Raw genomic sequence first — 22,730 nt, 5'->3', positions numbered from 1 at the left:
GTCAGCCCGCCATTTCGTTGACGATGGCCTCGCCGATCAGCGGCAGCGGCAGCGACTCGGAGGCAATACCGGCCTTGGCCACCGCCTGAGGCATGCCGTAGACCACACAGGTGTCCTCGTCCTGCGCCCAGATACTGGCGCCCTGCTCTTTCAGCAGGCGGGCGCCGTCGCGACCGTCGGCCCCCATGCCGGTGAGCACCACCGCCAGCACCTTGCCGCCGTAAATCTTGGCGGCAGAGGCAAAGGTAATGTCGACACAGGGCTTGTAGTTGACCTTGTCGTTGCCGTCGAGAATGCGCAGCCGGGCCGCGCCGGGCCGGCCTTCAAACATCATCTGCCGGCCGCCGGGGGCCAGGTAGGCATGACCCGGGCGCAGCACGTCGCCGTCTTCCGCTTCCTTCACCCGAATCTGGCACAAGCCGTCGAGCCGGGCGGCAAAGGCGGTGGTAAAGGTCCCCGGCATATGCTGTACCAGCACAATCGGATGCGGAAAGTTGGCCGGCAGCCGGGTAAGTACCGCCTGCAGCGCCACCGGGCCGCCGGTGGAGGTGCCGATGGCCAGCAACTGATAGCTCTTGCCGCTGCGCCGGGGCAGACTGCGCCGCTCGGGGGCCGCCTGCACGGCCGGTTGTGCCGCCGCCGGCTCGTGCCGGCTGAACCGGCTCATGGCCGGGCTGCGGGCCGGTGCGGAGCGCGCGGAAAGCGACGACGATGCCGGCGCCGGACGCGGGCTTACCGCCCGCGGGCGGCGCCGGGCAATGGCCCGCACCCGCTGCTGCAGCTGGGCGATGGCTTCTTCCTTGCTGCGGGCAATGTCTTCAAAGCGCTTGGGCAGAAAGTCCATGGCCCCCGCTTCCAGCGCTTCCAGGGTGGCCCGGGCACCTTCGTGGGTGAGGGAGGAAAACATCAGCACCGGCGTGGGCGTGGCCTTCATGATCTCGCGCACCGCGGAAATGCCGTCCATCACCGGCATTTCGATGTCCATCGTGATCACGTCCGGCCGCAGCGTTTTCACCTTTTCCACCGCTTCACGACCGTTGGCGGCGGTATCGATCACCTCCAGCAGGGGATCCTGTGCCAGGATCTCGCTCACCCGCCGGCGGAAAAAGCTGGAATCGTCGACCACCAAAACCCGAATAGTCATTATTGTTGTCGTGCTCCCTGTTATGGCGTCAGGCGTAACGACGCGCGTAGGCCTTGATCAGGCCGGCAATGTCGAGGATCAGGGCGATGCCGCCGTCGCTGGTAATGGTGGCGCCGGCCATGCCGGGCGTGCCATGCAGCAACTGATCCAGAGGTTTGATCACCACTTCTTCCTGGCCGATCAGGCCGTCCACCACAAAACCCACCTGCTGGTTGCCGATCATCACGATCACCACATGGCCATGGGCCTTGCGCTCGCGCTTGCCGCCGCGCAGCAGCCAGTCCTGCAGGTAGAACAGCGGAATGGCCCTGTTGCGTACCACCACGGTGAGCTGGCCGTCGACCATGCTGGTCTTGGTCAGATCCAGGTGGAAAATTTCGTTGACGTTGGTCAACGGCAGGGCAAAGGTCTGCTCTCCCACCACCACCATCAGGGTGGGCAGGATCGCCAGGGTCAGCGGCACCTTGATCTGCAGCTTGGTGCCCTTGCCTTTTTCCGAGTCGATCACGATGGAGCCGTTCACCGAGCTGATGCCGGTCTTGACCACATCCATGCCCACACCCCGGCCGGACACGTCGGTGATCTCCACCTTGGTGGAAAAGCCGGGGGCAAAAATCAGGTTGTAGGCCTCGTTGTCACTCATGCGGGCGGCGCCGTCGGCGTCGAGAATGCCGCGCTTGATGGCGATGCTCTTGAGCTTTTCCGGATCCATGCCGGCGCCGTCGTCCTCGATACCGAGCAGAATATGATCCCCTTCCTGAGACGCGGTCAGCCTTATCACGCCCTTGCGCGGCTTGCCGGCGGCTTCCCGCTCTTCGGGCGATTCAATACCGTGATCACAGGAATTGCGCACCAGGTGCACCAGGGGATCGGCCAGGGCTTCCACCAGGTTTTTGTCGAGGTCGGTATCTTCACCCACCATCTCCAGTTCGATTTCCTTTTTCATGTTGCGGGCGATGTCCCGCACCACACGGGGAAAACGACCAAACACCTTCTTGATGGGCTGCATGCGGGTTTTCATTACCTCACCCTGCAGATCGCCGGTCACCGCGTCGAGGTTGGTCACCGCCTTGGTGATCTCCTCGTTCTCGTGACCGGACTGCAGGCTGAGCAGACGGTTACGCACCAGCACCAGCTCGCCCACCATGTTCATGATGCTGTCGAGGGTACGGGTGTCCACCCGCACCGTGGTATCCGCGGGCGGCGGCTGATGGGCGGCCGGTTTGGCGGCTTCTGCCTTGGCGGCGGGTTTGGCCGCCGCAACGGGCGCCTCGGGCTTGGCTTCAGGCTGTTTGGCGCCGGTAGGCACGGCGCCGCCCGGGGCCGGCGTGGCGGTGGGGCCCTTGCCGGCACCGTGCAGCTGATCCAGCAGGGCTTCAAATTCGCCGTCGTCAATCAGCTCATCGTCATCCTTGCCGCCGGGGCTTGCCTCGGACTTGGGGGCAGATTCGGACGCCGTTTGCGGCACACCGCCGTGCTGGCCGGCACCGTGCAGCTGATCCAGCAGGGCTTCAAATTCGTCGTCGGTAATGTCGTCGCTGTCGCCGGCGCTCTGTTCGCCCTCAAGCTCGCCCAGCATTTGCTGGTATTCCTGCTCGTTGAGAGACTCGATAGAGTCATCCACGGCGGGCGCTTCCGCCACCGGCTCGGCCGACTGTACCGGCGGTGTTTCGTCTTCCTGCTCGGGCCGGCAATAAAAGCCCAGCTCTTCCAGCAGCGCCGGATCGGCGGGGGTCGGTTCCTGGCGGTTCTGAATTTCCGCAAACATGGCGTTCACCGTATCCAGCGCCCGCAGGATCACGTCCATCAGCTCGGAGGTGACCCGGCGCTGGCCGGTGCGCAGAATGTCGAACACATTCTCGGCCTTGTGGCAGGTGTCCACCAGGGCGGTCAGCGACAAAAAGCCGGCACCGCCCTTGACGGTGTGAAAGCCGCGGAAAATGGCGTTCAGCAGATCCTTGTCGTCGGGCTGACGCTCCAGGGTCACCAGTTGTTCCGACAGCTGCTCCAGAATTTCCGATGCTTCCACCAGAAAATCCTGCAGAATATCTTCATCTACCTCAAAGCCCATGCTTGCTCCTTAAAATCCCAGACTGGACAGCAGATCGTCCACTTCATCCTGATCCGAGACCACGTCATCACGCTGTTCCTTGTTGATGATGGGGCCCTCGGCCTCGGTGGCCTCGACCGCCCTGGCGGCCGGAGGCTCGGACCGGTTCCCGGTGTGCAGCTGCTCGCCGGTGAGGCGACCGAATACCGACAGAATGTCCACCAGCTTGGCTTCCACTTCCTGCACCAGCTTGATCACACGGCGAATCACCTGACCGGTCAGGTCCTGGTAATCCTGGGCCATCAGGATCTCGGTCAGCAACTGGCGCAGCCGGTCGGCATCCTGCTCGGAATCCTTGAGAAAATCATCGAGCTGGTAGCAAAGTTCCTTGAACTTGTTAAGCTCCAGCTGCCGTTGCATCAGCCCGCGCCAGCCCGGCATCACCTGCTGAATGCGATCATTCAGGCGGTCGGCGATGGGCAGGCTGGCTTCCACCGCATCCATGGTGCGGTTGGCGGCCTTGTCGGTCATGTCGATGACGTAGTTCAGGCGCTCGCGGGCATCGGGAATGTCGGTCTCGGCCAGCTGAGGCAGACGAGGATCGTTGCGAAACTCCTGCAGCGCGTCGTGCAGCTGACGGGTCAGCTGCCCTACCTGATCCAGCAGGGCATCGGCGTGGGGCATGCAGACGTCGGTCATAAAGCGATCGGCCCCGGCCTGATCTCCCTGCTCCAGCAGGGCCACCAGCTCGCGAGCCTGTTCCAGACTGATCAGTCCTTGTGGTTGTGTCATGTGAGGCCTTTATCCGATGCGCTCGAAAACCTTCTCGAGTTTTTCCTTGAGGGTACCGGCGGTAAAGGGCTTGACCACATAGCCGTTTACCCCCGCCTGGGCGGCGGTGATGATCTGCTCGCGCTTGGCTTCGGCGGTGACCATCAGCACCGGCAGGTGCTTGAGCTTGTCGTCCGCGCGAATGGCCTTGAGCAGGTCGATGCCCTGCATGCCCGGCATGTTCCAGTCGGTCACCACAAAGTCGAAGTCGCCGTTCTTGAGCATGGGCAGGGCCGTCAGACCATCATCCGCCTCGTGCGTATTGTTAAAGCCCAGATCCCTGAGCAAATTTTTTATAATCCTGCGCATGGTGGAAAAATCATCCACGATGAGGATTTTCATGTTCTTGTCCAACCCATTCCTCCTGTTCTGCTGAACCAACAGCCGCTGAACATGTAAGAGATGCCCACTGTTAACTAGTCGGCAGAAATTCCGGCTTCTTGAGCGAGAATATGTCGTTTATTCCACTTAACTTGTTGTCACAAATCAAATTTGCCAGTCTTTAAGGCGAGATTTAAGCCGTAACATGGCCTGACTGTGGATCTGGCTCACACGAGACTCGGACACTTCCAGGATCTGGCCGATTTCCCGCAGGTTGAGCTCTTCGTCGTAATACAGCGACAGCACCAGGGCTTCCCGCTCCGGCAGCTTGCGAATGCCCTCGGCCAGAGCGTGCTGAAAACGGTCCTTGGCCATGCCTTCAAAGGGGCTGCCCGCGTGTGCCGACGGGCACGCCTGGTATTCCACCCCCTGCTCGAATTCATCCATTTCCAGCAGCTTGCCGTGGTTCACGTCCGCCAGCATGGCGTGATATTGCGTGAGCGATACCCCTAGCTCATCGGCAATTTCCCGATCCTGAGCCGGGCGCCCTTCCCGGCGCTGAATGCTGTGCATGGCCTCGGCAATCTGGCGGCCATTGCGGTGCACCGAGCGCGGTACCCAGTCGCCCCGGCGAATTTCGTCGAGCATGGCGCCGCGAATGCGAATGCCGGCAAAGGTCTCGAAGCTGGCGCCCTTGGAGGCATCGAAATTTTTCGCCGCTTCCAGCAGACCCACCATGCCCGACTGGATCAGATCGTCCAGCAGCACGCTGTCTGGCAGGCGCGCCAGCAGATGCTGGGCGATGCGCCGCACCAGAGCGGCGTGGCGCTCCACCAGCCCCTGGGCGTTGTGCCGGGCGTAGGCCTGCGCCTTGTTACCCCCGAACATCCTGCTCTGCGACCGGGTTGGCCAGCAGCCTCTCTACAAAGAATTGCAGGTGCCCTTCCGCCCGGTGGGGCGTGGGCCAGTTCAGGGCCTTGGACGCCAGAGCGCGAATGGCCATGGCGGAAGGCGACTTGGGATACTGGTTCACCACCAGGCTCTGGCGGCGCACCGCCATGCGCAGGTTGCCGTCAAAGGGAATGCAGGATACCAGCTCAAGGGAGGCATCGAGAAACTTGTCGGTGACCCGGGTGAGCTTGGCGAACAGCTCCATGCCCTCGCGCTGACTACGCACCATGTTGGCGACGATCTTGAAGCGAAATACGCCGTGCTCCCGGGAAAGCAGCTTGATCAGGGCATAAGCGTCAGTGATCGAAGTGGGCTCGTCGCACACCACCACCAGCACTTCCTGAGAGGCCCGGGAAAAGCTCAGCACCATGTCGGAGATGCCGGCGGCGGTGTCCACCAGCAGCACGTCCACCGGGGTACGCATTTCGCTGAAGGCGCGGATCAGACTGACGTGCTCCAGGGGCGACAGCTCGGTCATCGACTGATTGCCGGAGGTGGCGGGAATGATGCGAATGCCCTGAGGGCCTTCCACCATTACCTCGTCCAGACTGCATTCGCCCCGCAGCACGTGAGACAGGTTGTGCCGGACCCGAATGCCGAGCAGCACGTCCACGTTGGCCAGCCCCAGATCCGCATCCAGCACCATCACCCGCTTGCCCTGGGCCGCCATGGCCGAGGCCATGTTAAGGGTAATGTTGGTCTTGCCCACGCCGCCCTTGCCGCCGGTCACGGCAATCACCTGCACTTTGTTCATTTTTTGCATAAGCCGCAGTCCGCTTGCCTGGTCCTGAAACCAATTATTCATAAAAACGCGCATCCTCATGGTCGGCATCGGAAGCTTCCCAGTAATAGGGATCTTCCCGCTGCTGCTCCACCGTTCCCAGTGCCTGGCGCACCAGCTCGTCGGCCCTGGCCAGACGCAGATCTTCCGGCACCCGCTGGCCGTCGGTGACATAACTGATGGGCAGGCTGTTCTGAATGCTGATGTCGAGCACATCCCCCAGCGACAGGCTCTCGTCTAGCTTGGTGAGAATGCAGCCGGCCAGGGGAATGCGGCGAAAATGCTCCACCGCCTCCTGCAGCACGCGGCGCTGGGCGGTGGACGGCAGCACCAGATAATTGCGAATGCGGATCTGGCGATCCCCCACCAGGTTGTCGAGCTGTTCGTTCAGGCGCATGTCCCGCTGGCCCATGCCGGCGGTGTCGATCAACACCAGCCGGCGATGGCGCAGCTGATACAGTACCTGAGCCAGCTCCTGATAGGTGCGCGCCTGCTTGACCGCCACGCCCATGATGCGGCCATAGGTCTGCAACTGTTCGTGGGCGCCGATACGATAGTGATCCGTGGTGATCAGCGCCAGCTGATCGGCACCGTGGCGGGCGGCAAAGCGGGCGGCCAGCTTGGCGATGGTGGTGGTCTTGCCCACCCCGGTAGGACCGAGCAGGGCCACGGCGCCACCCTGGCGCATGATTTCGTCTTCGCCGGTGACCAGCAGTTCGTTCAGTGACGCTTCAATCTGGGACCAGGCTTCGTGGGGCGCGGCGCGCTCGTGCACCCGCATGGCCAGCATGTCGGCAAAGCCGTCGCTGAAACCGAGCTGGTTTAGCTGCTTGATCACCATGGCCCGCACCGGCTCGCGGCGCTCCACTTCCTGCCACATCAGCCCCGACACCTGATGCTCCAGCAGCCGGCGAATGCTGGCAATTTCCTGACGCATGGCGTTGAGCTCTTTGTCCTTGGCGCTTTCCTTCTGGCGACCGCTGCTTTTGGCACCGCCGGCAAACAGCGGCGCGGGCTGGCTCAGCACCGGCTCGCGGCGGGCCTCGGGCTGGCCCCAGTCCACCTGCTCGGCCAGGGTTTTGGGCGAAGGCTCGGGTTTGCCACGGCTTAACAGCGCCTGCAGCGAGTCGGCCTGCTGCTGATCGCTCAGCGGTGGAACAAATTGACGGGCCTGCGACGAGATTCTGACATTGTCGTCACTCAGGGCCCGGGATGAGGCTTCTACCGGCGCGCTGTCGTCGTCGTCCACGGCGGCCACGATTTCGATGCCGCCCGACACCTTCTTGTTGGACATGATCACCGCGTCCGCCCCGAGCACTTCCTTAACCTCGGCCAGGGCGGCCCTCATGTCCTTGGCGAAAAACCGTTTAATCTTCATTCAATCTCTCCCGCTACTGCTGCCCAACCGACGCCACGATGCGGATTTGGCGATCATCCGGCACTTCCTGGTAAGACAGCACCCGCAGACTGGGAATGGTATGTTTCACAAAGCGCGCCAGGGTGGTACGCAACATGCCCGAGGTCAGCAATATCGCCGGCTGACCTTCCAGCTCCTGGTTGGCGGCGGCCTGGGTCAGAGACTGCTGCATGCGCTCTGCCAGCCCCGGCTCTATGCCGCTGCCCTGAGCACCGCCGGCCTGCAAAGAGTTCTGCAATATCTGTTCCAGTTCTGGCGCCAGGGTAATAACCGGCAGTTCGCGCTCGGTGCCGGCGATCTCCTGCACCAGAAACCGGCGCAGGGCAATGCGGCAGGCGGCGGTGAGTACTTCCGGATCCTGGCTTTTGGGGGCGTATTCGGTGAGGGTCTGCAAAATGGTGCGCATGTCCCGAATGGAGACACCTTCGTTCAGCAGGCTCTGCAGCACCTTGGTCACCAGCGCCAGGCTCAGGGTATTGGGCACCAGGCCTTCCACCAGCTTGGGCTGGCTGCGGCCCACCTGGTCGATCAGGTTCTGCACCTCTTCATGGCCCAGCAGCTGGGACGCGTTGTTGGTGAGCAACTGACTTAAGTGAGTAGCCACTACGGTGGCCGCATCCACCACGGTGTAACCCAGGCTCTGGGCATTTTCGATCTGCTCCCGGGCAATCCAGGTGGCTTCCAGGCCAAAGGCCGGATCCCGGGTGTCGATGCCCTGCACCGGACCAAACACCTGCCCTGGGTTGATGGCCAGCTCCCGCTCGGGATAAATATCCGCCAGCCCCGAGCTGACTCCCATCAGGGTGATCTGGTATTCGTTGGGGCCCAGCTCCAGGTTGTCGCGAATGTGCACGGCGGGAATAAGAAAGCCCAGCTCCTGGGACAGCTTTTTGCGCACCCCCTTGATACGGCTGAGCAACTCGCCCCCTTGAGACACGTCCACCAGGCTGATCAGCCGGTAGCCCACTTCCAGGCCAATGGTGTCGACCTGCATAACGTCGTCCCAGCTCAGTTCGCGGTTTTCGTTGCCGCTCACCGCCGGCGGCTGGGCATCGCTTTCCAGCTGTTGCTGCTCACGCTCACCCTGGCGTTTATGCATCCACCAGGCGCCGGCGGCGGACAGGCCGCCCAGCAGCAGAAAGGCAAAATGGGGCATGCCCGGCACCAGGCCCATGGCGATAAGAATGCCGGCGGCAATGGCCAGTGAACGCGGGTTGTCAAAAAGCTGACCCAGCATGGCCTGGCCCATGTCTTCCCGAGTATTCTGCCGCGTCACGATAATGGCGGCGGCAATGGACAGCAGCAGTGACGGGATCTGCGCCACCAGACCGTCACCTATGGTCAGCAGGGTATAGACACGGGCGGCATCGCCAAAGCTCAGCTCATGCTGGGCCATGCCGATAATGAAACCGCCGATAATGTTGATGAACAGGATCATGATGCCGGCAATGGCATCACCCTTGACGAATTTTGACGCACCGTCCATGGAGCCGTAGAAGTCGGCTTCCTGAGTGACCTCTTCCCGGCGGGTACGGGCTTCTTCCTGATTGATCAGCCCCGCGTTGAGATCGGCGTCGATGGCCATCTGCTTGCCGGGCATGGCATCCAGGGTAAAGCGGGCGCTCACTTCGGAGATACGGCCGGCACCCTTGGTGACCACCACAAAGTTGATGATCATCAAAATCAGAAAGACAATCAGACCCACGGCATAGTTGCCGCCGATCACCACGGAGCCAAAGGCCTCAATCACGTTACCGGCGGCGTTACCGCCTTCGTGGCCTTCCAGCAACACCACCCGGGTGGACGCCACATTGAGCGCCAGCCGAAGCAGGGTGGCTACCAGCAGCACGGTAGGAAAAGCGGCAAAGTCGAGCGGGCGCTGCGTATAGACCGCCACCAGCAGTACCACCAGCGCCAGGGAGATGTTGAAGGAAAACAGCACATCCAGCATCAGCGCCGGAATGGGCAGCACCACCATGGCCAGCGCCGCCAGCACCAGCAAGGGGGTACCCATGCCCTTGTTCACCCACCGGGACCACTGTTTTGCCTGTGAAAGCCTCGCCCTTAACTCCATGACACTCGCTGAACATCAACAATCATGGGCGGGTTAATGCAATAAATGAGCCAATCATTTCGGGGATTGGGGATTGGGGATTGGGGATTGGGGATTGGGGATTGGGGATTGGGGATTGGGGATTGGGGATTGGGGATTGGGGATTGGGGCATGCTAATCCCAAGTCCCTAATCCCTTAATATCTTTTAAACCCGATATTCGTCGGGAATGGGCAGGTCATCCTTGAGCGGCACCGGCTTGTTGCCCTGCCCCTTGCGCCAGGCGTTAAGCTGGAACACATAGGCCAGTATCTGGGCCACGGCCACGAACAGGCCATCGGGAATTTCCCGGTCCAGTTTGGTGGAGAAATACACCGCCCGGGCCAGGGCCGGTGAGGAGATCACCGGTACCTTGTATTCCCGGGCCACTTCCCGAATTTTAAGGGCGACTTCGTCCAGACCCTTGGCCACCACCATGGGGGCAGCGCCGGGCTTGTCCTTGTCGTAACGCAGGGCCACCGAGAAGTGGGTCGGGTTCACCACCACCACATCGGCGGTGGGTACCTCGGCCATCATGCGCCGGTTGGCCATTTCCTGCTGCAGGCGGCGAATACGGCTTTTCACCTCGGGCTTGCCCTCGGTGTTCTTGTATTCGTCCTTGATCTCCTGCAGCGTCATCTTGAGCTGACGGGTGTGATTCCACACCTGAAACGGAACGTCGATGGCCACGATGGGCAGCAGTGCCAGACACAGCCCCAGCCCCATCCACAACAGCAGCTCCAGGGCATCCTTCATGGCCAGGTTCAGGGTTTCGCCGCTCAGGCGCAGAATATTGTCGAACTGACCCCACAACAGCCAGACCGCAATGGTGGCGATAAACACCACCTTGGCGATGGACTTCAGCAGCTCCACCAGCGCCTGCACGCCAAACATGCGCTTGAGGCCGTTCATCGGGCTGATGCGACTGAATTTTGGCATTATCGCCTGAGTGCTGAAGTTAAAACCGCCCAGCAGGCTGTTGCCCACCAGGGCCGCCACCAGCACCACCGCGAACAGCCCCAGCAGCGGCCACATCAGGCCGCCGATGGCCTCGGCCAGGGCCGGCATCATGGCGGCGGGGTCAAAAATGGCATCGCGCTCCAGCCGGAAACTTTGCTCAAAGACTTTCGATAATGCCGCCCCCAGTGAGCTCCCCAGCATCAGCAGGGCGGCGCAGGCACTGAGCAGCACCGCCGCCGTGCCCAGCTCCTTGGAACGGGGGATCTGGCCTTTTTCCCGCGCCTGACGAAGTCGCTGCTCCGTGGGCTGTTCTGTTCTTTCCTGACCGTCCGACTCTGCCATGTCAGCCTCCTTCGCAGGTCAGTCTCAGGGTGTCGCACATCACCTGTTGCATGCGCAGCCACTGATTTTCAAAGTGATCCATAAAGCCGCCCAGGGTCAGCCACATGATAAACAGGCCACAGACCATGCTGATGGCAAAGCCTACGCTGAAGATATTGAGCTGGGGCGCGGCCCGGGTCATGACGCCAAAACTGAAGTTGATCAGCAGCATGGCCACGATGGCCGACAGCGACATGGCCACCGCCGCCTGAAACAGCAGGGTCAGCAGGCCGGCCAGATTCTGCCAGTCACCCACGGTAAAGCCGCTGGCCGCCACCGGCACCGAGGTAAAGCTGAGCACAATGGCTTCAATCATCACCAGATGACCGTTCAGGGCCAGAAACAGCAAGGTGCCCAGCATCAGATAAAGCTGGCCCACCACCGGCGCCGACTGACCGTTAAGCGGATCCACCATGGAGGCAAAGCCCAGACTGGTCTGCATGGCGATGATCTGGCCGGCGGTGACAAAGGTTTGCAGCAAAAACTGGGACAGAAGGCCAATCACGGCGCCAATCAGCACCTGCTGAATGGTGATCAGAAAGCCCTGCACCGAGAACAGTTCCACCGCCGGCATGGCCGGCAGCACCGGCGCCACCGCCAGGGTCGTGGCCACCGCCAGCAGCAGCCGGGTATACACCGGCGTGAGCTGAGCACCAAACATCACCATGGTCATCATCAGGCCGGCAATGCGAAACAGCGGCCAGAGGTAGGACGCCAGCCATTGCATCAGCTCGGCGGTGGTGTAGTTCACCCTAACCCACCACCTGAGGGATTTGACTCACCAGCTCGTGAAAATAATCAATCAGCATGCCAAAGCCCCAGTGAGCCCCCACGGCCAGGGCACCCAGCGTCACCAGCAGACGGGGCAGAAAGCTCAGGGTCTGTTCGTTGATGGAGGTGGCCGCCTGAAAGATCGACACCATCAGGCCCACCGCCAGACTCGGAAAGATCACCGCCGACACCAGTACGGTCACCAGCCAGAGGGCGCTGCGAAAGATGTCGACAAAGGTTTCCGGGCTCATTACGGGGCTCCCAGTCCAAAGCTGGTGGCGAGCGTGCCCATGATCAGGTTCCAGCCGTCCACCAGCACGAACAACATCAGCTTGAACGGCAGCGAGATCAGCATGGGCGACAGCATCATCATACCCATGGCCATCAGAATACTGGCCACCACCAGATCGATCACCAGAAAAGGCAGAAACAACATAAAGCCAATCTGAAAGGCGGTTTTCAGCTCACTGGTCACAAAGGCCGGGATCAGTACGCGCAGCGGCACCTCGGCCTCATTATTCACCTGCACATCGGCAATATTGAGAAAGGTATCCAGATCCTTGACCCGGGTCTGGGCCAGCATAAAGTCCCGAATGGGCAGCTCGGCCCGGGCCAGGGCTTCCCGTGAGCCGATGTCTTCCGCCAGATAAGGCTGCAGGGCCTCGGCATTCACTCTGTCGAGCACCGGCGCCATGATAAAAAATGACAGAAACAGACTGATGCCGATCAGCACCTGGTTGGACGGACTTTGCTGCAGGCCCAAGGCCTGCCGCAGAATGGACAGCACCACGATAATGCGGGTGAACGAGGTCATCATGATGACCACCGCCGGCAGAAACGACAGCGCCGTCATCAGCGCCAGCACCTGCAGGGTGAGGCTGTATTCCTGGCTGCCGTCCGGGTTGGTGGTGACCGTGACCGCCGACATGCCCTGCTGGGCCAGCGCCGGCGTGGCCAGCAGCAACAGCGGCAGCAAGACCTTAATGCACTTCATCACGCTTGCCCGTCAACAGTTTGCCGGCCTGAGGCGCTTCCAGCGGCTGCTCCAGCTTGCCCAGACGATTGATGTTCTGAGGGGTAATGCCCAGCAGCCACTGCTCCTCGCCCACCTGCACCACCACCAGTTTTTCCTTGTGCCCCAGCGCCAGGCTGGTAATCACCCGCAATTGCCGGTTGCCGCCCAGAGCGGGCAATTTCAGCCGGCGCAGGCCCCAGCCCAACGCCAGCAACAGGCCGATCACCAATGCCGACGACATGGCCCATGAATCCCACTGGATTTCCGGCCCGCCCTGGGCGTAGGCAGGGGCGCTGGCGGCCATCAATAACAGTGCGCGCCTCATTTGAGCTTTTTAATCCGTTCGGTCTGGCTGATCACGTCGGTCAGGCGAATGCCGAACTTGTCGTTCACCACCACCACTTCGCCGTGGGCGATCAGGGTGCCGTTGACCATCACGTCCAGCGGCTCGCCGGCCAGCCGGTCCAGCTCCACCACGGATCCCTGATTCAGCTGCAGCAGGTTGCGAATGCTGATCTGGCTTTTGCCCACTTCCATGGAAATGGTGACCGGAATATCCAGTATGGTGTCGAGCTTGCGCCGCTCTTCCTGGGTAATGGGTGACTGGCCGTCGGCGCTGAAATCGTCCAGCTCGGCGGGTTTCACGCCCCCTTCCTGCTCCGCCATGGCGTCGCCCCAGATATCATCCAGCTCGCTTTGATCGTTCTGCTCGCTCATTATGCGTCCTCAATGGTTCTTTCCAGTTCTTCCAGCTCGGCTTCGCCATCAATGCGCACGCCGCGGCGGGTCACTTCATGCAATTCGGTTTTCACGGTTTCCGGCCGCTTGATTTTTTCGCTGATGCGAATGGCCATTTTCTCCTGAGTACGCCCCAGCTGGGCTCTGAAGGTGGGCAGCTCTTCCACCGACACCAGCAGGTGCTCGGGCATTTCGACGGGAATAATGTCGCCGGCCTTCCACTCCATGATGTCGCCCAGACTGACCTCTTTTTCCAGCAGCCGGGTGGTCATTTCCACTTCCACATCGAGGATCTCGTCACGCAGGGCCTTGCCCCAGCGCAAATCATTCTCGCCCTTGTCGCTTTGCACCCCAGCGTCCAGCAGTTCGCGAATGGGCTCCAGCATGCCGTAGGGCAGGGTGACGTGAAAATCGCCGCCGCCGCCGTCGAGGTCGATATGAAAGGAGCTCACCACCACCACCTCGGTGGGGCTGACGATATTGGCCATGGTGGGGTTCACTTCCGAGTCCAGGTATTCGAACTCCACGTCCATCACCGGGGCCCAGGCTTCCTTGTAATCCTCAAATACCAGCTTCAGCAGCAGCTGGATCACCCGGCGCTCGGTGGGCGTGAATTCCCGGCCTTCAATCTTGGCGTGACGACCGTCACCGCCAAAGAAGTTGTCCACCAGAATAAACACCAGCCGGGCTTCCATGGTCACCAGGCCAATGCCCTTGAGGGGGCGAAAGCGCACCATGTTGAGACTGGTGGGCAGAAACAGCGAATGCACGTATTCGCCGTACTTGATGACCTGCACGCCGTTGATGGACACCTCGGCGGTGCGGCGCATCATGTTGAACAGGCTAATGCGCATATGACGGGCAAAACGCTCGTTCACCATCTCCAGGGTCGGCATGCGACCCCGGACGATGCGATCCTGAGAAGAGAAGTCAAAGGAGGCCACGCCCCCTTCCGACTGAACTTCCTCTTCCTTGACATCGTCCACCCCGTGCAACAGGGCATCGATTTCATCCTGGGATAACAGATCGCTCACAACTCACCTATTGCATCACTATGCTGGTAAACAACACTTTCTCGAACAGCCGCTTTTCCAGCACCTCGGCGGTGGCGTGGTTCAGCTCGTTCAGGGCTTCCTGACGCAGGGCCTTTTTGTTGGCGGCGGTCAGGTAATTGTCGGCACTCTGGCGGCTGAACACATCCAGCAGGGTGCTCTCGAGCAGGGGCAGGTGCTGTTTGGCGAGCGATTCATTTGACTCGCCTCGCACCATCAGCTGGGCCTCAATCTGTACCAGCCGGTCCCGAGTGCCGCCGGGCACGCTGAACACAAAGGGCTGAGACAGACTGACGTAAATGGCCCGGTTGCTGGTGTCTTCCGGCTTGGCCTTGGCGGCCTGCTCGGCCGGGTTCATCAGAAACCAGGCGGCGCCACCGCCACCACCGGCCAGCAGCACCAGAAACAACATCCAGATCAGCTTGCGTTTGTACCATGCCACCTTGGGAATGGTGAGATTCTCTGCCATGAAGTGTCCTTAAAGGTTCGGCCCGTTACGTTCAGGCAAAAAAGTCGATGCGGCCATCACCGGCCAGGGCTCCCGCCGCCTGGCCGCCGTAGGCCGGTTCGTCGCCACCCGGCCCCTGCTCAAACGGAGAGGGATTATGCCCATTTTCCCGGCCCGTTGCACCCTGCCCCGAGGCACCGTTCTGGGCCGAGCCCTGCTGGCCGGCAAAGCCACCCACCTGCCCCTGGCCCAGTTGAATGCCCTGCTGGCTGAGCATGTCTCGCAGGCGCGGCATGGCCTGCTCCAGCATGTCCCGGGCCTGGGCGTGCTGAGCCTGAATGTGCATGCTGACCTCGCCTTGATCAAACTTGAGCTGAATGCGCATGCCGCCCAGCTCCGACGGGTTCAGACGAATGTCCGCCTCCTGCAATTCCCGGTTCACCATCACCTGCACCTGCTGGCTGAGCTGACGGGCATTTTGCTCGGGGGCGGCCTGGTGCAGGTTGAGCACTCGCTCCCCCTGAGGCAGCGGCGCCCGCTCGGAGATGGTAGCGGACGTATCGCGCCCGGCAGAGATCCCGGCAAGCTGCTGCTGTCCATCCGAAACACCGGCCTGCTGCACCGGTACCTCGCGGCCGGTGCCCTGCCCCGCCATCATGGCTTCGGCCAGCCGCTCACCCCGTGCGCCACTATCCGCAGACTGGTCTTTGGCCTCGCCGGCGTTATCCGCCACCGGCCGTTCAGTATCGCCGGCCTCGACCGTGAGCTCGGCCGGTTGCTCGGTGGCGGTGGTGGTACCGGACTGCTGCTGCCAGCGCCGGCCATGTTCTATCTGGGCCAGCCACTCGGGCGTGGCGGGCTGACGCTGGCCATCCTGCCGGGTCACGGCCGCATCCTGCCTGGGCTGAGCGGCCTGCTCGGGAGTCACATCGCTCTCGGCGGCCGGTGGCTCGGCAGCCACGAAATTCACCGGTGCCGAGCGGGGGGCTTGCCGCTCGGCGGCATCAGGCCCCATGCCGGGCTGACGTACACCGGCTTCCTTCGCCGGCGGCTCATGGGCCGGAATCGCTTCCCCCGCTGCCGGTCGGCTGCCGGCCGGCATGGCCTCGGGGCTGTTACCGGGCTGAATAACGGGTGCTTTTTCCTGCACCGGCGGCGTTGCCTGGGTGCGCCTGGCCTGTACGGCCTGCATGCCGGACAGCGGAATGCCGTCGGACCGCCCCGCCTGAGCCGACTCCGGCTTTAACGGGGCGGGTTTAGCCTCTGCCGGCGTGTCTTCCTCGGCGGCCGAAGACGGCGGCGTGTTCACGGTGTTGCCCAACGCAGACTCGGCTGCATGGTTTTGCGCTGAAGCGGCGGCTTTGGTTTCGGCTGGCTGGCGGCCGGCATCGGCTTCAGCATCATTGGCAGAGCTAACCGGCACCGCCCTGCCACCCTCGAAAGCGGCGCTGGAAGGTTTGGTTGACGCTGGCTCGGTCGATGGCGGCGTGCCCGAGGGTTCGCCCGCCGAACGCATGTTCCGGCGAGGCTCGGTCATGTCGTTGTCCGCCTGCTCGGTACTGATGTTTGCCGCCTCCGGCAGCACCTTGCCGCCCGGTGCCATCAAAGGGACGGCCGGCAGACCGGCCTCTTCGGGCGGCTCTTCGCCGGTCTCTTTCGCGCTATTGGCGCCCTGCTCCGCCTCGGCACTCACACCGGGCGCATCTGTGGTTGACGACTTATTGGCACCGGCTTCTGCGGCGGCAGCATCGGTTTCGGCCGCAGCCTCATCGGCCGCGCTGACCGTTTCATCGGCCAGAACAGGAGCCTTGCCGGTGTCGGCCGCAGGGGCGGCATCGGCCGGCAACCTGTTACCCACCTCGGCTTCGCTGCCGGCCTGAGCCAGCAGCTCGGAAAAAGCGGACGGTTTTCCCGCCTCGCCCGGCGGCGAAACGGACCTTGCTGAACCCATGCCGCCGGACAGGGCGGGAATGACTGTGGTCATGCTGATCCCTTGTTGGTCGCTGTGGCCGGTGCGGCCTGAATGCTGTGACCATAAGAAAAGCAATTAATGTACCAACTTTATGTAATACCGGCAGGAAAGAGTCCGGATTAAAAACCTAAAGCGGCTTGCGGTGAAACCGGTAGATGGCGAGGTTGTCGAGCATTTTTTGCTCCTGACGGGCGGCTTCCAGCTTTTTGCGCTCGCTTTCGCGCTCCATCAGCTTGGCAATGGCCTGTTTGCGGGCGCGCACCGCCAGCCAGGCCTCACGACTTTGGGTAAGCTGATCCCGGGCTTGCTGCAAGCCTTGCTGTTGCTGCTGTTGTGCCACTTCCAGCTTGTCGATAAAGCCGCGAAAATGCTCAAACTGGTGAGCATCCAGCCCGTTCTGGCCGCGTTGCTGAAAGGTTTGTACATACTGACGCTGGTACTGGCTCAGGGTCTGCAGTTGCTGCTCCATCTGCTGCACCTGCAATTGCGCAATGTTCAGCTCCGCCGCCGCCTTACGCTCCTCGCCATCCAGCTGCTCCAGCAGCAGGTTCAGGGCCCGGCTCATCAGCCGGCCCTCAGCAGCGGCATGGCCACCACTTCCAGCTCTTTCAGACAGGCGTCCAGATCAAACACGTCGGTCATGCTCTGGGTCAGAAACCGCTCCAGCCGGGGGCGAATGGTGATGGCCATGTCGAGTCTGGGATCGGCGCCGCTCTTGTAGGCGCCCAAGTTGATCAAATCGTGATTCTGCTGATAAAGGGCATAGGCCTGCTTGATGGCCCGGGCCTGCTGCTGGTGCTCGGGCGTGGTTACCGCTGTCATCACCCGGCTGATGGACTTTTCGATGTCGATGGCCGGATAGTGACCGCTGTCGGCCAATTGACGCGACAGCACAATATGGCCGTCGAGAATGGCCCGGGCGGCGTCGGCAATGGGATCCTGCAGGTCGTCGCCCTCGGTCAGCACGGTAAAAAAGGCGGTAATGCTGCCCTGGCCTTGGGCGCCGTTGCCGGCGCGCTCCACCAGCGCCGGCAATTTGGCGAACACCGAGGGCGGGTAGCCCTTGCTCGCCGGCGGCTCGCCCACCGCCAGGGCGATTTCTCGCTGAGCCTGGGCGTAACGGGTGAGCGAGTCCATCAGCAGCAGCACATTCAGGCCCTGATCCCGGTAATATTCCGCCAGAGTCAGCGCCGTTTCACAGCCCTTGAGGCGCATCAAGGGCGAGGCATCGGCGGGGGCCGCCACCACCACGGAGCGGGCCCGGCCCTCGTCGCCGAGGATCACGTCGATAAACTCCTTTACTTCCCGGCCCCGCTCGCCGATGAGCCCCACCACCACCACGTCGGCCTTGGCGCCCCGGGTCATCATGCCCAGCAGCACACTCTTGCCCACGCCGGAGCCGGCAAACAGCCCCATGCGCTGGCCCTGGCCCACGGTCAGCACCGAATTGATGGCGCGCACGCCCACGTCCATGGGCGCTTCAATGGGCTGGCGGGCCATGGGGTTGATGGGACGGGAGACAAAATCGGCGGTGGTGCCGGTGTTAATGGGCCCCAGGCCGTCGAGGGGCTGGCCGATACCGTCGATCACCCGGCCCAGCAGCGCCATGCCCACGGGCACGCCGGTGCCGTCGCCGGCGGGCGTGACCCGGGCGCCGGGGATCACGCCCTTGAGGGATTCGCTGGGCATTAAATAGAGCTTGTCGTCGGCAAAGCCGACCACTTCCGCGTCCATTTCACCGAACTGGGTTTGTACCTTGCACTGGCTGCCCACGGCGGCGGTGCAGCCCACCGCTTCCAGGGTGAGCCCCACCACCCGGGTGAGTTTGCCGCTGGCGGCCATGGGCGGCGTCAGGCCGGCGGTCTGGTAGCCGGCCAGCCGCTCAGCCAGCGTCATGGAAACGACTCCAGTTGGCCTTGATAAAATTGGCCATCAGGGTGTCGATACGGCTGGCCAGACTCACGTCCAGGCTCGACATGGCGGTGGTGAGCCTGAGCTCGCCCCGCGCCAGGCCGGGCTCGGCCACAAATTCCCAGCCCCGTTTGGCCTGGGCGGCTTCATCGTAATGCTCGGCCAGCATGGCCAGATCGTCGGCGTGCAGGTAAAAGGTAAGCGGCCCGTCGTGATGGGGCAGCGCCTGCAGCGCTTCCTGCACCGTGGCCAGCAGCAGCCTGGGCGAGGCGCTGGCCTCGGCCTTCAACAGGTTGCGGGACAGCTCCATGGCCAGGATGACCAGGCTTTGCTCTACTGTGTGATCAATTTGCGCCAGTGGCGCCTGCAGTTGCTCGGTGAGCGCGCTCCAGCATTCCAGTTGCTGCTGAACCTGCTCCCGCCCTTCCGCTAGGCCCTGCTCCAGCCCCTGTTGCAAGCCGGCCTCGTGGCCTTCCTGCATGCCCTGCAAGCGGCCTTCTTCCCGGCCCTCGGCCAGCCCCTGCTCCCTGCCCTCGGCATGGCCTTCTTCAAAGGCGGCCTGACGAATGGCGTCCAGGGCTTCGGCGGTAAGGGGTTCGGGGGCGGCTTCCTCGGCGGGCTCGGAGGCTTGCGGCTCGGGTTCGGGCTCGGTGCGCAGATGCAAGGCGGCGCGCTCTTCCCGTGGCTCCCGGGCCAGCTCCAGCTCGGGCCACTGCCAGGCCGCCTGCCCGGCGGGTATGCGGCCCTTGGCGTTATAGCCACTCATACAAAGTCATCCCCGCTCCCCTTGGAGAGCATCAGTTCGCCACTGTCGGACAGGCGCCGGGCCACCGCCAGGATCTCGCGCTGGGCCGCTTCCACATCGCTGACCCGCACCGGCCCCATGGCCTCGAGATCTTCCTGCAGCATTTCCGCGGCCCGCTTCGACATGTTGCCGAAAAACTTCTCCTTGAGCTGATCGTCGGCGCCCTTGAGCGCCCGTTGCAGCAGCTCGGCATTGACCTCGCGCAGCAGCACCTGAATGCCCCGGTCGTCCACATCGATCAGGTTTTCGAACACGAACATCAGATCCTGGATCTTCATGCTCATTTCCTCGTCCTGATCGCGAATAGAGTCCATCAGCATGCCTTCCACCGAGGTATCCAGGTAGTTCATGATGTCGGCGGCGGTCTTCAGGCCGCCCATCTTGGCCGCCTTGGCGTTGCTCTTGCCGACAAACTGTTTTTCCATGATGTCGTTGAGCTCCTGCAGGGCCGCCGGCTGTACTTCTTCCAGCTCGGCAATGCGCATAATGAGATCCAGCCGCATGGGCTCGGGAAACTGCTGCAATATGGCCGCCGCCTGATCGGCGTCGAGGTAGGACAGCACTATGGTCTGAATTTGCGGGTGCTCGTTGTGAATAATACCGGCCACCTGGCGGGCATCCATCCACTTGAGGGAGTCGAGGCCGCGAGAGCCGGCGCCGGCGGCAATCTGGTTGACCAGCCGGCCTGCCTTGTCTTCCCCCAGGGCCGCCACCAGGGCGTTGCGCACAAAGTCCTGACTGCCCACACCGATTTTGGTAAAGCGCTGAATATCCTCGATAAACAGCCGGTGCACAGCGCTGACCCGATCCGGGCCAAAGTCGCCCAGGGCGGCCATTTTCATGCCCAGACGCTGCACCTGCTTGGGGTCCAGATGACGAAAAATCTGGGCGGCATCGTCTTCACGCAGGCTCAGCATCAGCAGGGCCGCCTTTTCGGCACCGCTCATGCGGGACAGCAACTGCCGCTGCGCATCGGTTATTACCAGCTCCTGCTCATCACTCATCGCTCTGTACCCAGTCTTTGATCACCTGTGCCGCCAGATCCGGCTCGTTGGCCACCAGCGCCCGCACCGCCGACAGCAGGTCTTCATCCTTGTTCAGGTTGGGCAGCTTGAGCTGACCGTCCTTGATGCCGAACATGCCGTCTTCCAGCTCCGCCTGTTGCGCCAGCAGCTCCAGATCGTCGCTGCCCGCCAGGGCGCTCTGGCCGTCGAGATCCAGCTCGTCGGTCTTTTCATCGATATTAAGCAGGCGTTTTACCATGGGCCGCACCAGCGCCAGCAACAGCACCACCAGCACCAGCACGGCGCCCAGAATGCGGGCCAGCCGCCAGAACCAGGCCTGCTCGTAAAAGGGAATGTCCGCCACAGCGTCGAGATCGGGGCGGTTGAACGACATGCTCACCACCTCGAGGGCATCGCCCCGGCTCACGTCAAAGCCCAGGCCGCCTTTCAGCAAGCGCTCGATGCGGGCCAGCTCGGCGTTTTCCAGCGGAACACGGTCCAGGCTGCCGTCGGCCTGGGTCACGGTTTTGTAATCCACCGCTACCGACACCGTCAGCCGGCGAATGTCGCCCACGGCGCTTTCGGTATGGCTGATAGTGGTGTCGAGTTCAAAGTTGCGGGTGGCTTCACGCCGGCTGCGTTCGGTGCCGGATTTTTCCGACGCCTGACCGGCCTGCTCGGGTATGTCGGAGTCCTGAGGCGGCTGGTTGGTGAGCGCGCCGGGAATGCCAATGGCACCGCGACCGGAGCTGTTGTCTTCCATCACCATTTCCGAGCGCACTGCCGGCATGTCGGGATTGTAGGTTTTCACCGTTTGCTGACGACGACGAAAGTCGAGGCGCAGGTCCACCTCGGCGGTGTAATTGCCCAGTCCCAGCACCGGGCTGAGAATGGCGTCAATCTTCTGGCGGTATTCTTCTTCCTGCTTTTGCTGCAGCTCAAACTCGCGCCGGTTGCGGGCGGCCAGCGGATCCTGAGAGCCGGAGTTGAGCAGGCGGCCGTTCTGGTCGGTAACCGTGACCCGGCCCGGGGTGAGATCCGACACCGCCGAGGCCACGGTATCGACGATGGCGTCCACTTCTTCCTGGCGCAGGCTGCTGCCCCGGCGCAGGTTCAACACCACGGTGGCGCTGGGCTTGCGCTTGTCGCGCACGAATACGTTTTCCCGGGGAATGGCCAGCAGCACCTGAGCCCGGGACACACTGTTGTATTGTTCAATCACCCGGGACAACTGACGTTCCCGGCTGAGGTTAAGGCGTTCCCGCTCCAGCCGCTGGCTGATGCCAAAACCGGGATCGGACAGCAAAATGCTGTCGCCTTCGGGAGGGGCCTGAGTCAGGCCGGAACGGCGCAGGCTGAGCTGAATGTCGGGGTATTGATCGGCGCGCACCAGCACGCTGTTGCCGTCGATGCTGTATTCAATCTTCTGGGCGTCGAGAAAATCGAGGGTTTCAATCAGTTCCTGATTGCTGTACACCCCCAGCGGCCGCATTTCGGGCTCCTTGCCCCACAGCAGCACAAACACCGCCATGGCCAGGCAAATGGCCAGAGCCAGCACAATGACGATCTGACGCAGCACGTCGGTGTTGCCCAGCAGGGCAAAGGGCGTGCTCTTGCGCTCTTGTGCCTCCATGGCGGAGGCGTCGTTATTGGCAGGCAGTGTGTTCTTGTCGGTTTCCGCCAGCGGATTGTCAGCCACCCGTCAGCTCCTTACACCGGCATGTTCATGATGGTTTTGTAGGCGTCCACCAGCTTGTTGCGCACCTGCACGGTGGCATCAAAGGCAATGCTCGACTTCTGCGCCGAAATCATCACCTGCTCCAGGCCCACGGAAGGATCACCCAGCTCAAAACGGGTGCGCAAATCGCCGGTGGTTTGCTGCAGGCCGTTGACCTTGTTGACGGCCTGGCCCAGCAGTTCGGAAAAATCCTGACGAGGGCCGGTGCCCTGCACCGGGGCCAGGTTCTGGGCCTCACCCTGCATGGACTGCATTTCAGCCAGCAGCGCGGCGGCTTTAATTTCCATCAATTTGGCTCCTCAATCAGTAAAATTTCAAACAACCCACGCATCTTAATGCAAAGCCCGGG

23 protein-coding genes are annotated in these 22,730 nt (G+C 62.3%); all 23 read right to left on the bottom strand.

Annotation, left to right across the window (positions count from 1 at the left end; all coding sequences use genetic code 11):
• Window position 1: 1 nt before the first annotated feature.
• On the bottom strand, window positions 2-1,144 hold the full coding sequence (locus Q9290_RS00245) for a protein-glutamate methylesterase/protein-glutamine glutaminase (protein WP_306077632.1): 1,143 nt from the start codon (window positions 1,142-1,144) through the stop codon (window positions 2-4).
• A 28-nt stretch (window positions 1,145-1,172) separates the two neighbouring features.
• Window positions 1,173-3,215, bottom strand: a complete 2,043-nt coding sequence (locus Q9290_RS00240) for a chemotaxis protein CheA (RefSeq protein WP_306077631.1) — start codon at window positions 3,213-3,215, stop codon at window positions 1,173-1,175.
• A gap of 9 nt (window positions 3,216-3,224) precedes the next feature.
• Window positions 3,225-3,986 carry a protein phosphatase CheZ gene (locus tag Q9290_RS00235; protein ID WP_306077630.1) on the bottom strand — a complete coding sequence of 254 codons (762 nt, stop codon included), beginning with the start codon at window positions 3,984-3,986 and terminating at the stop codon, window positions 3,225-3,227.
• A gap of 9 nt (window positions 3,987-3,995) precedes the next feature.
• The gene (gene cheY / locus Q9290_RS00230) at window positions 3,996-4,367 is read right to left on the bottom strand and encodes a chemotaxis response regulator CheY (RefSeq protein WP_425411216.1); all 372 of its coding nucleotides are present in this window, start codon (window positions 4,365-4,367) and stop codon (window positions 3,996-3,998) included.
• A gap of 144 nt (window positions 4,368-4,511) precedes the next feature.
• The gene (locus Q9290_RS00225) at window positions 4,512-5,234 is read right to left on the bottom strand and encodes an RNA polymerase sigma factor FliA (protein WP_306077629.1); all 723 of its coding nucleotides are present in this window, start codon (window positions 5,232-5,234) and stop codon (window positions 4,512-4,514) included.
• On the bottom strand, window positions 5,221-6,102 hold the full coding sequence (locus Q9290_RS00220) for a MinD/ParA family ATP-binding protein (protein WP_462806078.1): 882 nt from the start codon (window positions 6,100-6,102) through the stop codon (window positions 5,221-5,223). Before Q9290_RS00220 ends, Q9290_RS00225 begins: the two co-directional genes overlap by 14 nt.
• Entirely contained in the window at window positions 6,095-7,456 is a 1,362-nt protein-coding gene (flhF, locus tag Q9290_RS00215; protein ID WP_306077627.1) for a flagellar biosynthesis protein FlhF, read from the bottom strand. The genes Q9290_RS00220 and flhF overlap by 8 nt, the downstream gene beginning before the upstream one ends.
• Window positions 7,457-7,469: 13 nt before the next feature.
• Window positions 7,470-9,569 (bottom strand): flagellar biosynthesis protein FlhA, encoded by a 2,100-nt coding sequence (gene flhA / locus Q9290_RS00210; RefSeq protein ID WP_306077626.1) that lies wholly within the window; start codon window positions 9,567-9,569, stop codon window positions 7,470-7,472.
• Between the two features lie 185 nt (window positions 9,570-9,754).
• Window positions 9,755-10,888, bottom strand: a complete 1,134-nt coding sequence (gene flhB / locus Q9290_RS00205) for a flagellar biosynthesis protein FlhB (RefSeq protein ID WP_306077625.1) — start codon at window positions 10,886-10,888, stop codon at window positions 9,755-9,757.
• Window position 10,889: 1 nt separating this feature from the next.
• The gene (gene fliR, locus Q9290_RS00200) at window positions 10,890-11,678 is read right to left on the bottom strand and encodes a flagellar biosynthetic protein FliR (protein WP_306077624.1); all 789 of its coding nucleotides are present in this window, start codon (window positions 11,676-11,678) and stop codon (window positions 10,890-10,892) included.
• 1 nt (window position 11,679) lies between these two features.
• The gene (gene fliQ / locus Q9290_RS00195) at window positions 11,680-11,949 is read right to left on the bottom strand and encodes a flagellar biosynthesis protein FliQ (RefSeq protein WP_306077623.1); all 270 of its coding nucleotides are present in this window, start codon (window positions 11,947-11,949) and stop codon (window positions 11,680-11,682) included.
• The gene (gene fliP / locus Q9290_RS00190; RefSeq protein WP_306078165.1) at window positions 11,949-12,692 is read right to left on the bottom strand and encodes a flagellar type III secretion system pore protein FliP; all 744 of its coding nucleotides are present in this window, start codon (window positions 12,690-12,692) and stop codon (window positions 11,949-11,951) included. The genes fliQ and fliP overlap by 1 nt, the downstream gene beginning before the upstream one ends.
• A complete protein-coding gene (fliO, locus tag Q9290_RS00185) occupies window positions 12,679-13,038 on the bottom strand; it encodes a flagellar biosynthetic protein FliO (protein WP_306077622.1) in 360 nt (119 codons plus the stop codon). Before fliO ends, fliP begins: the two co-directional genes overlap by 14 nt.
• The gene (gene fliN / locus Q9290_RS00180; protein ID WP_371930880.1) at window positions 13,035-13,430 is read right to left on the bottom strand and encodes a flagellar motor switch protein FliN; all 396 of its coding nucleotides are present in this window, start codon (window positions 13,428-13,430) and stop codon (window positions 13,035-13,037) included. Before fliN ends, fliO begins: the two co-directional genes overlap by 4 nt.
• A complete protein-coding gene (gene fliM, locus Q9290_RS00175) occupies window positions 13,430-14,485 on the bottom strand; it encodes a flagellar motor switch protein FliM (protein WP_306077621.1) in 1,056 nt (351 codons plus the stop codon). The genes fliN and fliM overlap by 1 nt, the downstream gene beginning before the upstream one ends.
• Window positions 14,486-14,492: 7 nt before the next feature.
• Window positions 14,493-14,972, bottom strand: a complete 480-nt coding sequence (locus tag Q9290_RS00170) for a flagellar basal body-associated FliL family protein (RefSeq protein ID WP_306077620.1) — start codon at window positions 14,970-14,972, stop codon at window positions 14,493-14,495.
• 31 nt (window positions 14,973-15,003) lie between these two features.
• Window positions 15,004-16,935: a flagellar hook-length control protein FliK gene (locus tag Q9290_RS00165; RefSeq protein ID WP_306077619.1), complete on the bottom strand. Its 1,932-nt coding sequence runs from the start codon at window positions 16,933-16,935 to the stop codon at window positions 15,004-15,006.
• 115 nt (window positions 16,936-17,050) lie between these two features.
• Window positions 17,051-17,488 (bottom strand): flagellar export protein FliJ, encoded by a 438-nt coding sequence (gene fliJ, locus Q9290_RS00160; protein WP_306077618.1) that lies wholly within the window; start codon window positions 17,486-17,488, stop codon window positions 17,051-17,053.
• Entirely contained in the window at window positions 17,488-18,819 is a 1,332-nt protein-coding gene (gene fliI, locus Q9290_RS00155) for a flagellar protein export ATPase FliI (RefSeq protein WP_371930879.1), read from the bottom strand. The genes fliJ and fliI overlap by 1 nt, the downstream gene beginning before the upstream one ends.
• Entirely contained in the window at window positions 18,806-19,600 is a 795-nt protein-coding gene (gene fliH, locus Q9290_RS00150) for a flagellar assembly protein FliH (RefSeq protein WP_306077617.1), read from the bottom strand. The genes fliI and fliH overlap by 14 nt, the downstream gene beginning before the upstream one ends.
• On the bottom strand, window positions 19,597-20,643 hold the full coding sequence (fliG, locus tag Q9290_RS00145) for a flagellar motor switch protein FliG (protein WP_306077616.1): 1,047 nt from the start codon (window positions 20,641-20,643) through the stop codon (window positions 19,597-19,599). Before fliG ends, fliH begins: the two co-directional genes overlap by 4 nt.
• Window positions 20,636-22,342 (bottom strand): flagellar basal-body MS-ring/collar protein FliF, encoded by a 1,707-nt coding sequence (gene fliF / locus Q9290_RS00140; RefSeq protein WP_371930878.1) that lies wholly within the window; start codon window positions 22,340-22,342, stop codon window positions 20,636-20,638. The genes fliG and fliF overlap by 8 nt, the downstream gene beginning before the upstream one ends.
• Window positions 22,343-22,353: 11 nt before the next feature.
• The gene (fliE, locus tag Q9290_RS00135; protein ID WP_306077615.1) at window positions 22,354-22,668 is read right to left on the bottom strand and encodes a flagellar hook-basal body complex protein FliE; all 315 of its coding nucleotides are present in this window, start codon (window positions 22,666-22,668) and stop codon (window positions 22,354-22,356) included.
• Window positions 22,669-22,730 lie beyond the last annotated feature (62 nt).

Origin of the sequence: Oceanimonas aquatica (genome assembly GCF_030732065.1) — a bacterium.
In the GTDB taxonomy this organism is placed as follows: Bacteria; Pseudomonadota; Gammaproteobacteria; order Enterobacterales; family Aeromonadaceae; genus Oceanimonas.
The sequence above is the reverse complement of the archived record's forward strand: the minus strand, read 5'-3'. Positions and strand labels throughout refer to the sequence as shown.

Coding starts and splice junctions, on each gene's coding strand:
- Q9290_RS00245 (WP_306077632.1), bottom strand. CDS start 1,144: ATGACTATTCGGGTTTTGGTGGTCGACGATTCCAGCTTTTTCCGCCGG.
- Q9290_RS00240 (WP_306077631.1), bottom strand. CDS start 3,215: ATGGGCTTTGAGGTAGATGAAGATATTCTGCAGGATTTTCTGGTGGAA.
- Q9290_RS00235 (WP_306077630.1), bottom strand. CDS start 3,986: ATGACACAACCACAAGGACTGATCAGTCTGGAACAGGCTCGCGAGCTG.
- cheY (WP_425411216.1), bottom strand. CDS start 4,367: ATGAAAATCCTCATCGTGGATGATTTTTCCACCATGCGCAGGATTATA.
- Q9290_RS00225 (WP_306077629.1), bottom strand. CDS start 5,234: ATGTTCGGGGGTAACAAGGCGCAGGCCTACGCCCGGCACAACGCCCAG.
- Q9290_RS00220 (WP_462806078.1), bottom strand. CDS start 6,102: ATGAATAATTGGTTTCAGGACCAGGCAAGCGGACTGCGGCTTATGCAA.
- flhF (WP_306077627.1), bottom strand. CDS start 7,456: ATGAAGATTAAACGGTTTTTCGCCAAGGACATGAGGGCCGCCCTGGCC.
- flhA (WP_306077626.1), bottom strand. CDS start 9,569: ATGGAGTTAAGGGCGAGGCTTTCACAGGCAAAACAGTGGTCCCGGTGG.
- flhB (WP_306077625.1), bottom strand. CDS start 10,888: ATGGCAGAGTCGGACGGTCAGGAAAGAACAGAACAGCCCACGGAGCAG.
- fliQ (WP_306077623.1), bottom strand. CDS start 11,949: ATGAGCCCGGAAACCTTTGTCGACATCTTTCGCAGCGCCCTCTGGCTG.
- fliP (WP_306078165.1), bottom strand. CDS start 12,692: ATGAAGTGCATTAAGGTCTTGCTGCCGCTGTTGCTGCTGGCCACGCCG.
- fliO (WP_306077622.1), bottom strand. CDS start 13,038: ATGAGGCGCGCACTGTTATTGATGGCCGCCAGCGCCCCTGCCTACGCC.
- fliN (WP_371930880.1), bottom strand. CDS start 13,430: ATGAGCGAGCAGAACGATCAAAGCGAGCTGGATGATATCTGGGGCGAC.
- Q9290_RS00170 (WP_306077620.1), bottom strand. CDS start 14,972: ATGGCAGAGAATCTCACCATTCCCAAGGTGGCATGGTACAAACGCAAG.
- Q9290_RS00165 (WP_306077619.1), bottom strand. CDS start 16,935: ATGACCACAGTCATTCCCGCCCTGTCCGGCGGCATGGGTTCAGCAAGG.
- fliJ (WP_306077618.1), bottom strand. CDS start 17,488: ATGAGCCGGGCCCTGAACCTGCTGCTGGAGCAGCTGGATGGCGAGGAG.
- fliI (WP_371930879.1), bottom strand. CDS start 18,819: ATGACGCTGGCTGAGCGGCTGGCCGGCTACCAGACCGCCGGCCTGACG.
- fliH (WP_306077617.1), bottom strand. CDS start 19,600: ATGAGTGGCTATAACGCCAAGGGCCGCATACCCGCCGGGCAGGCGGCC.
- fliG (WP_306077616.1), bottom strand. CDS start 20,643: ATGAGTGATGAGCAGGAGCTGGTAATAACCGATGCGCAGCGGCAGTTG.
- fliE (WP_306077615.1), bottom strand. CDS start 22,668: ATGGAAATTAAAGCCGCCGCGCTGCTGGCTGAAATGCAGTCCATGCAG.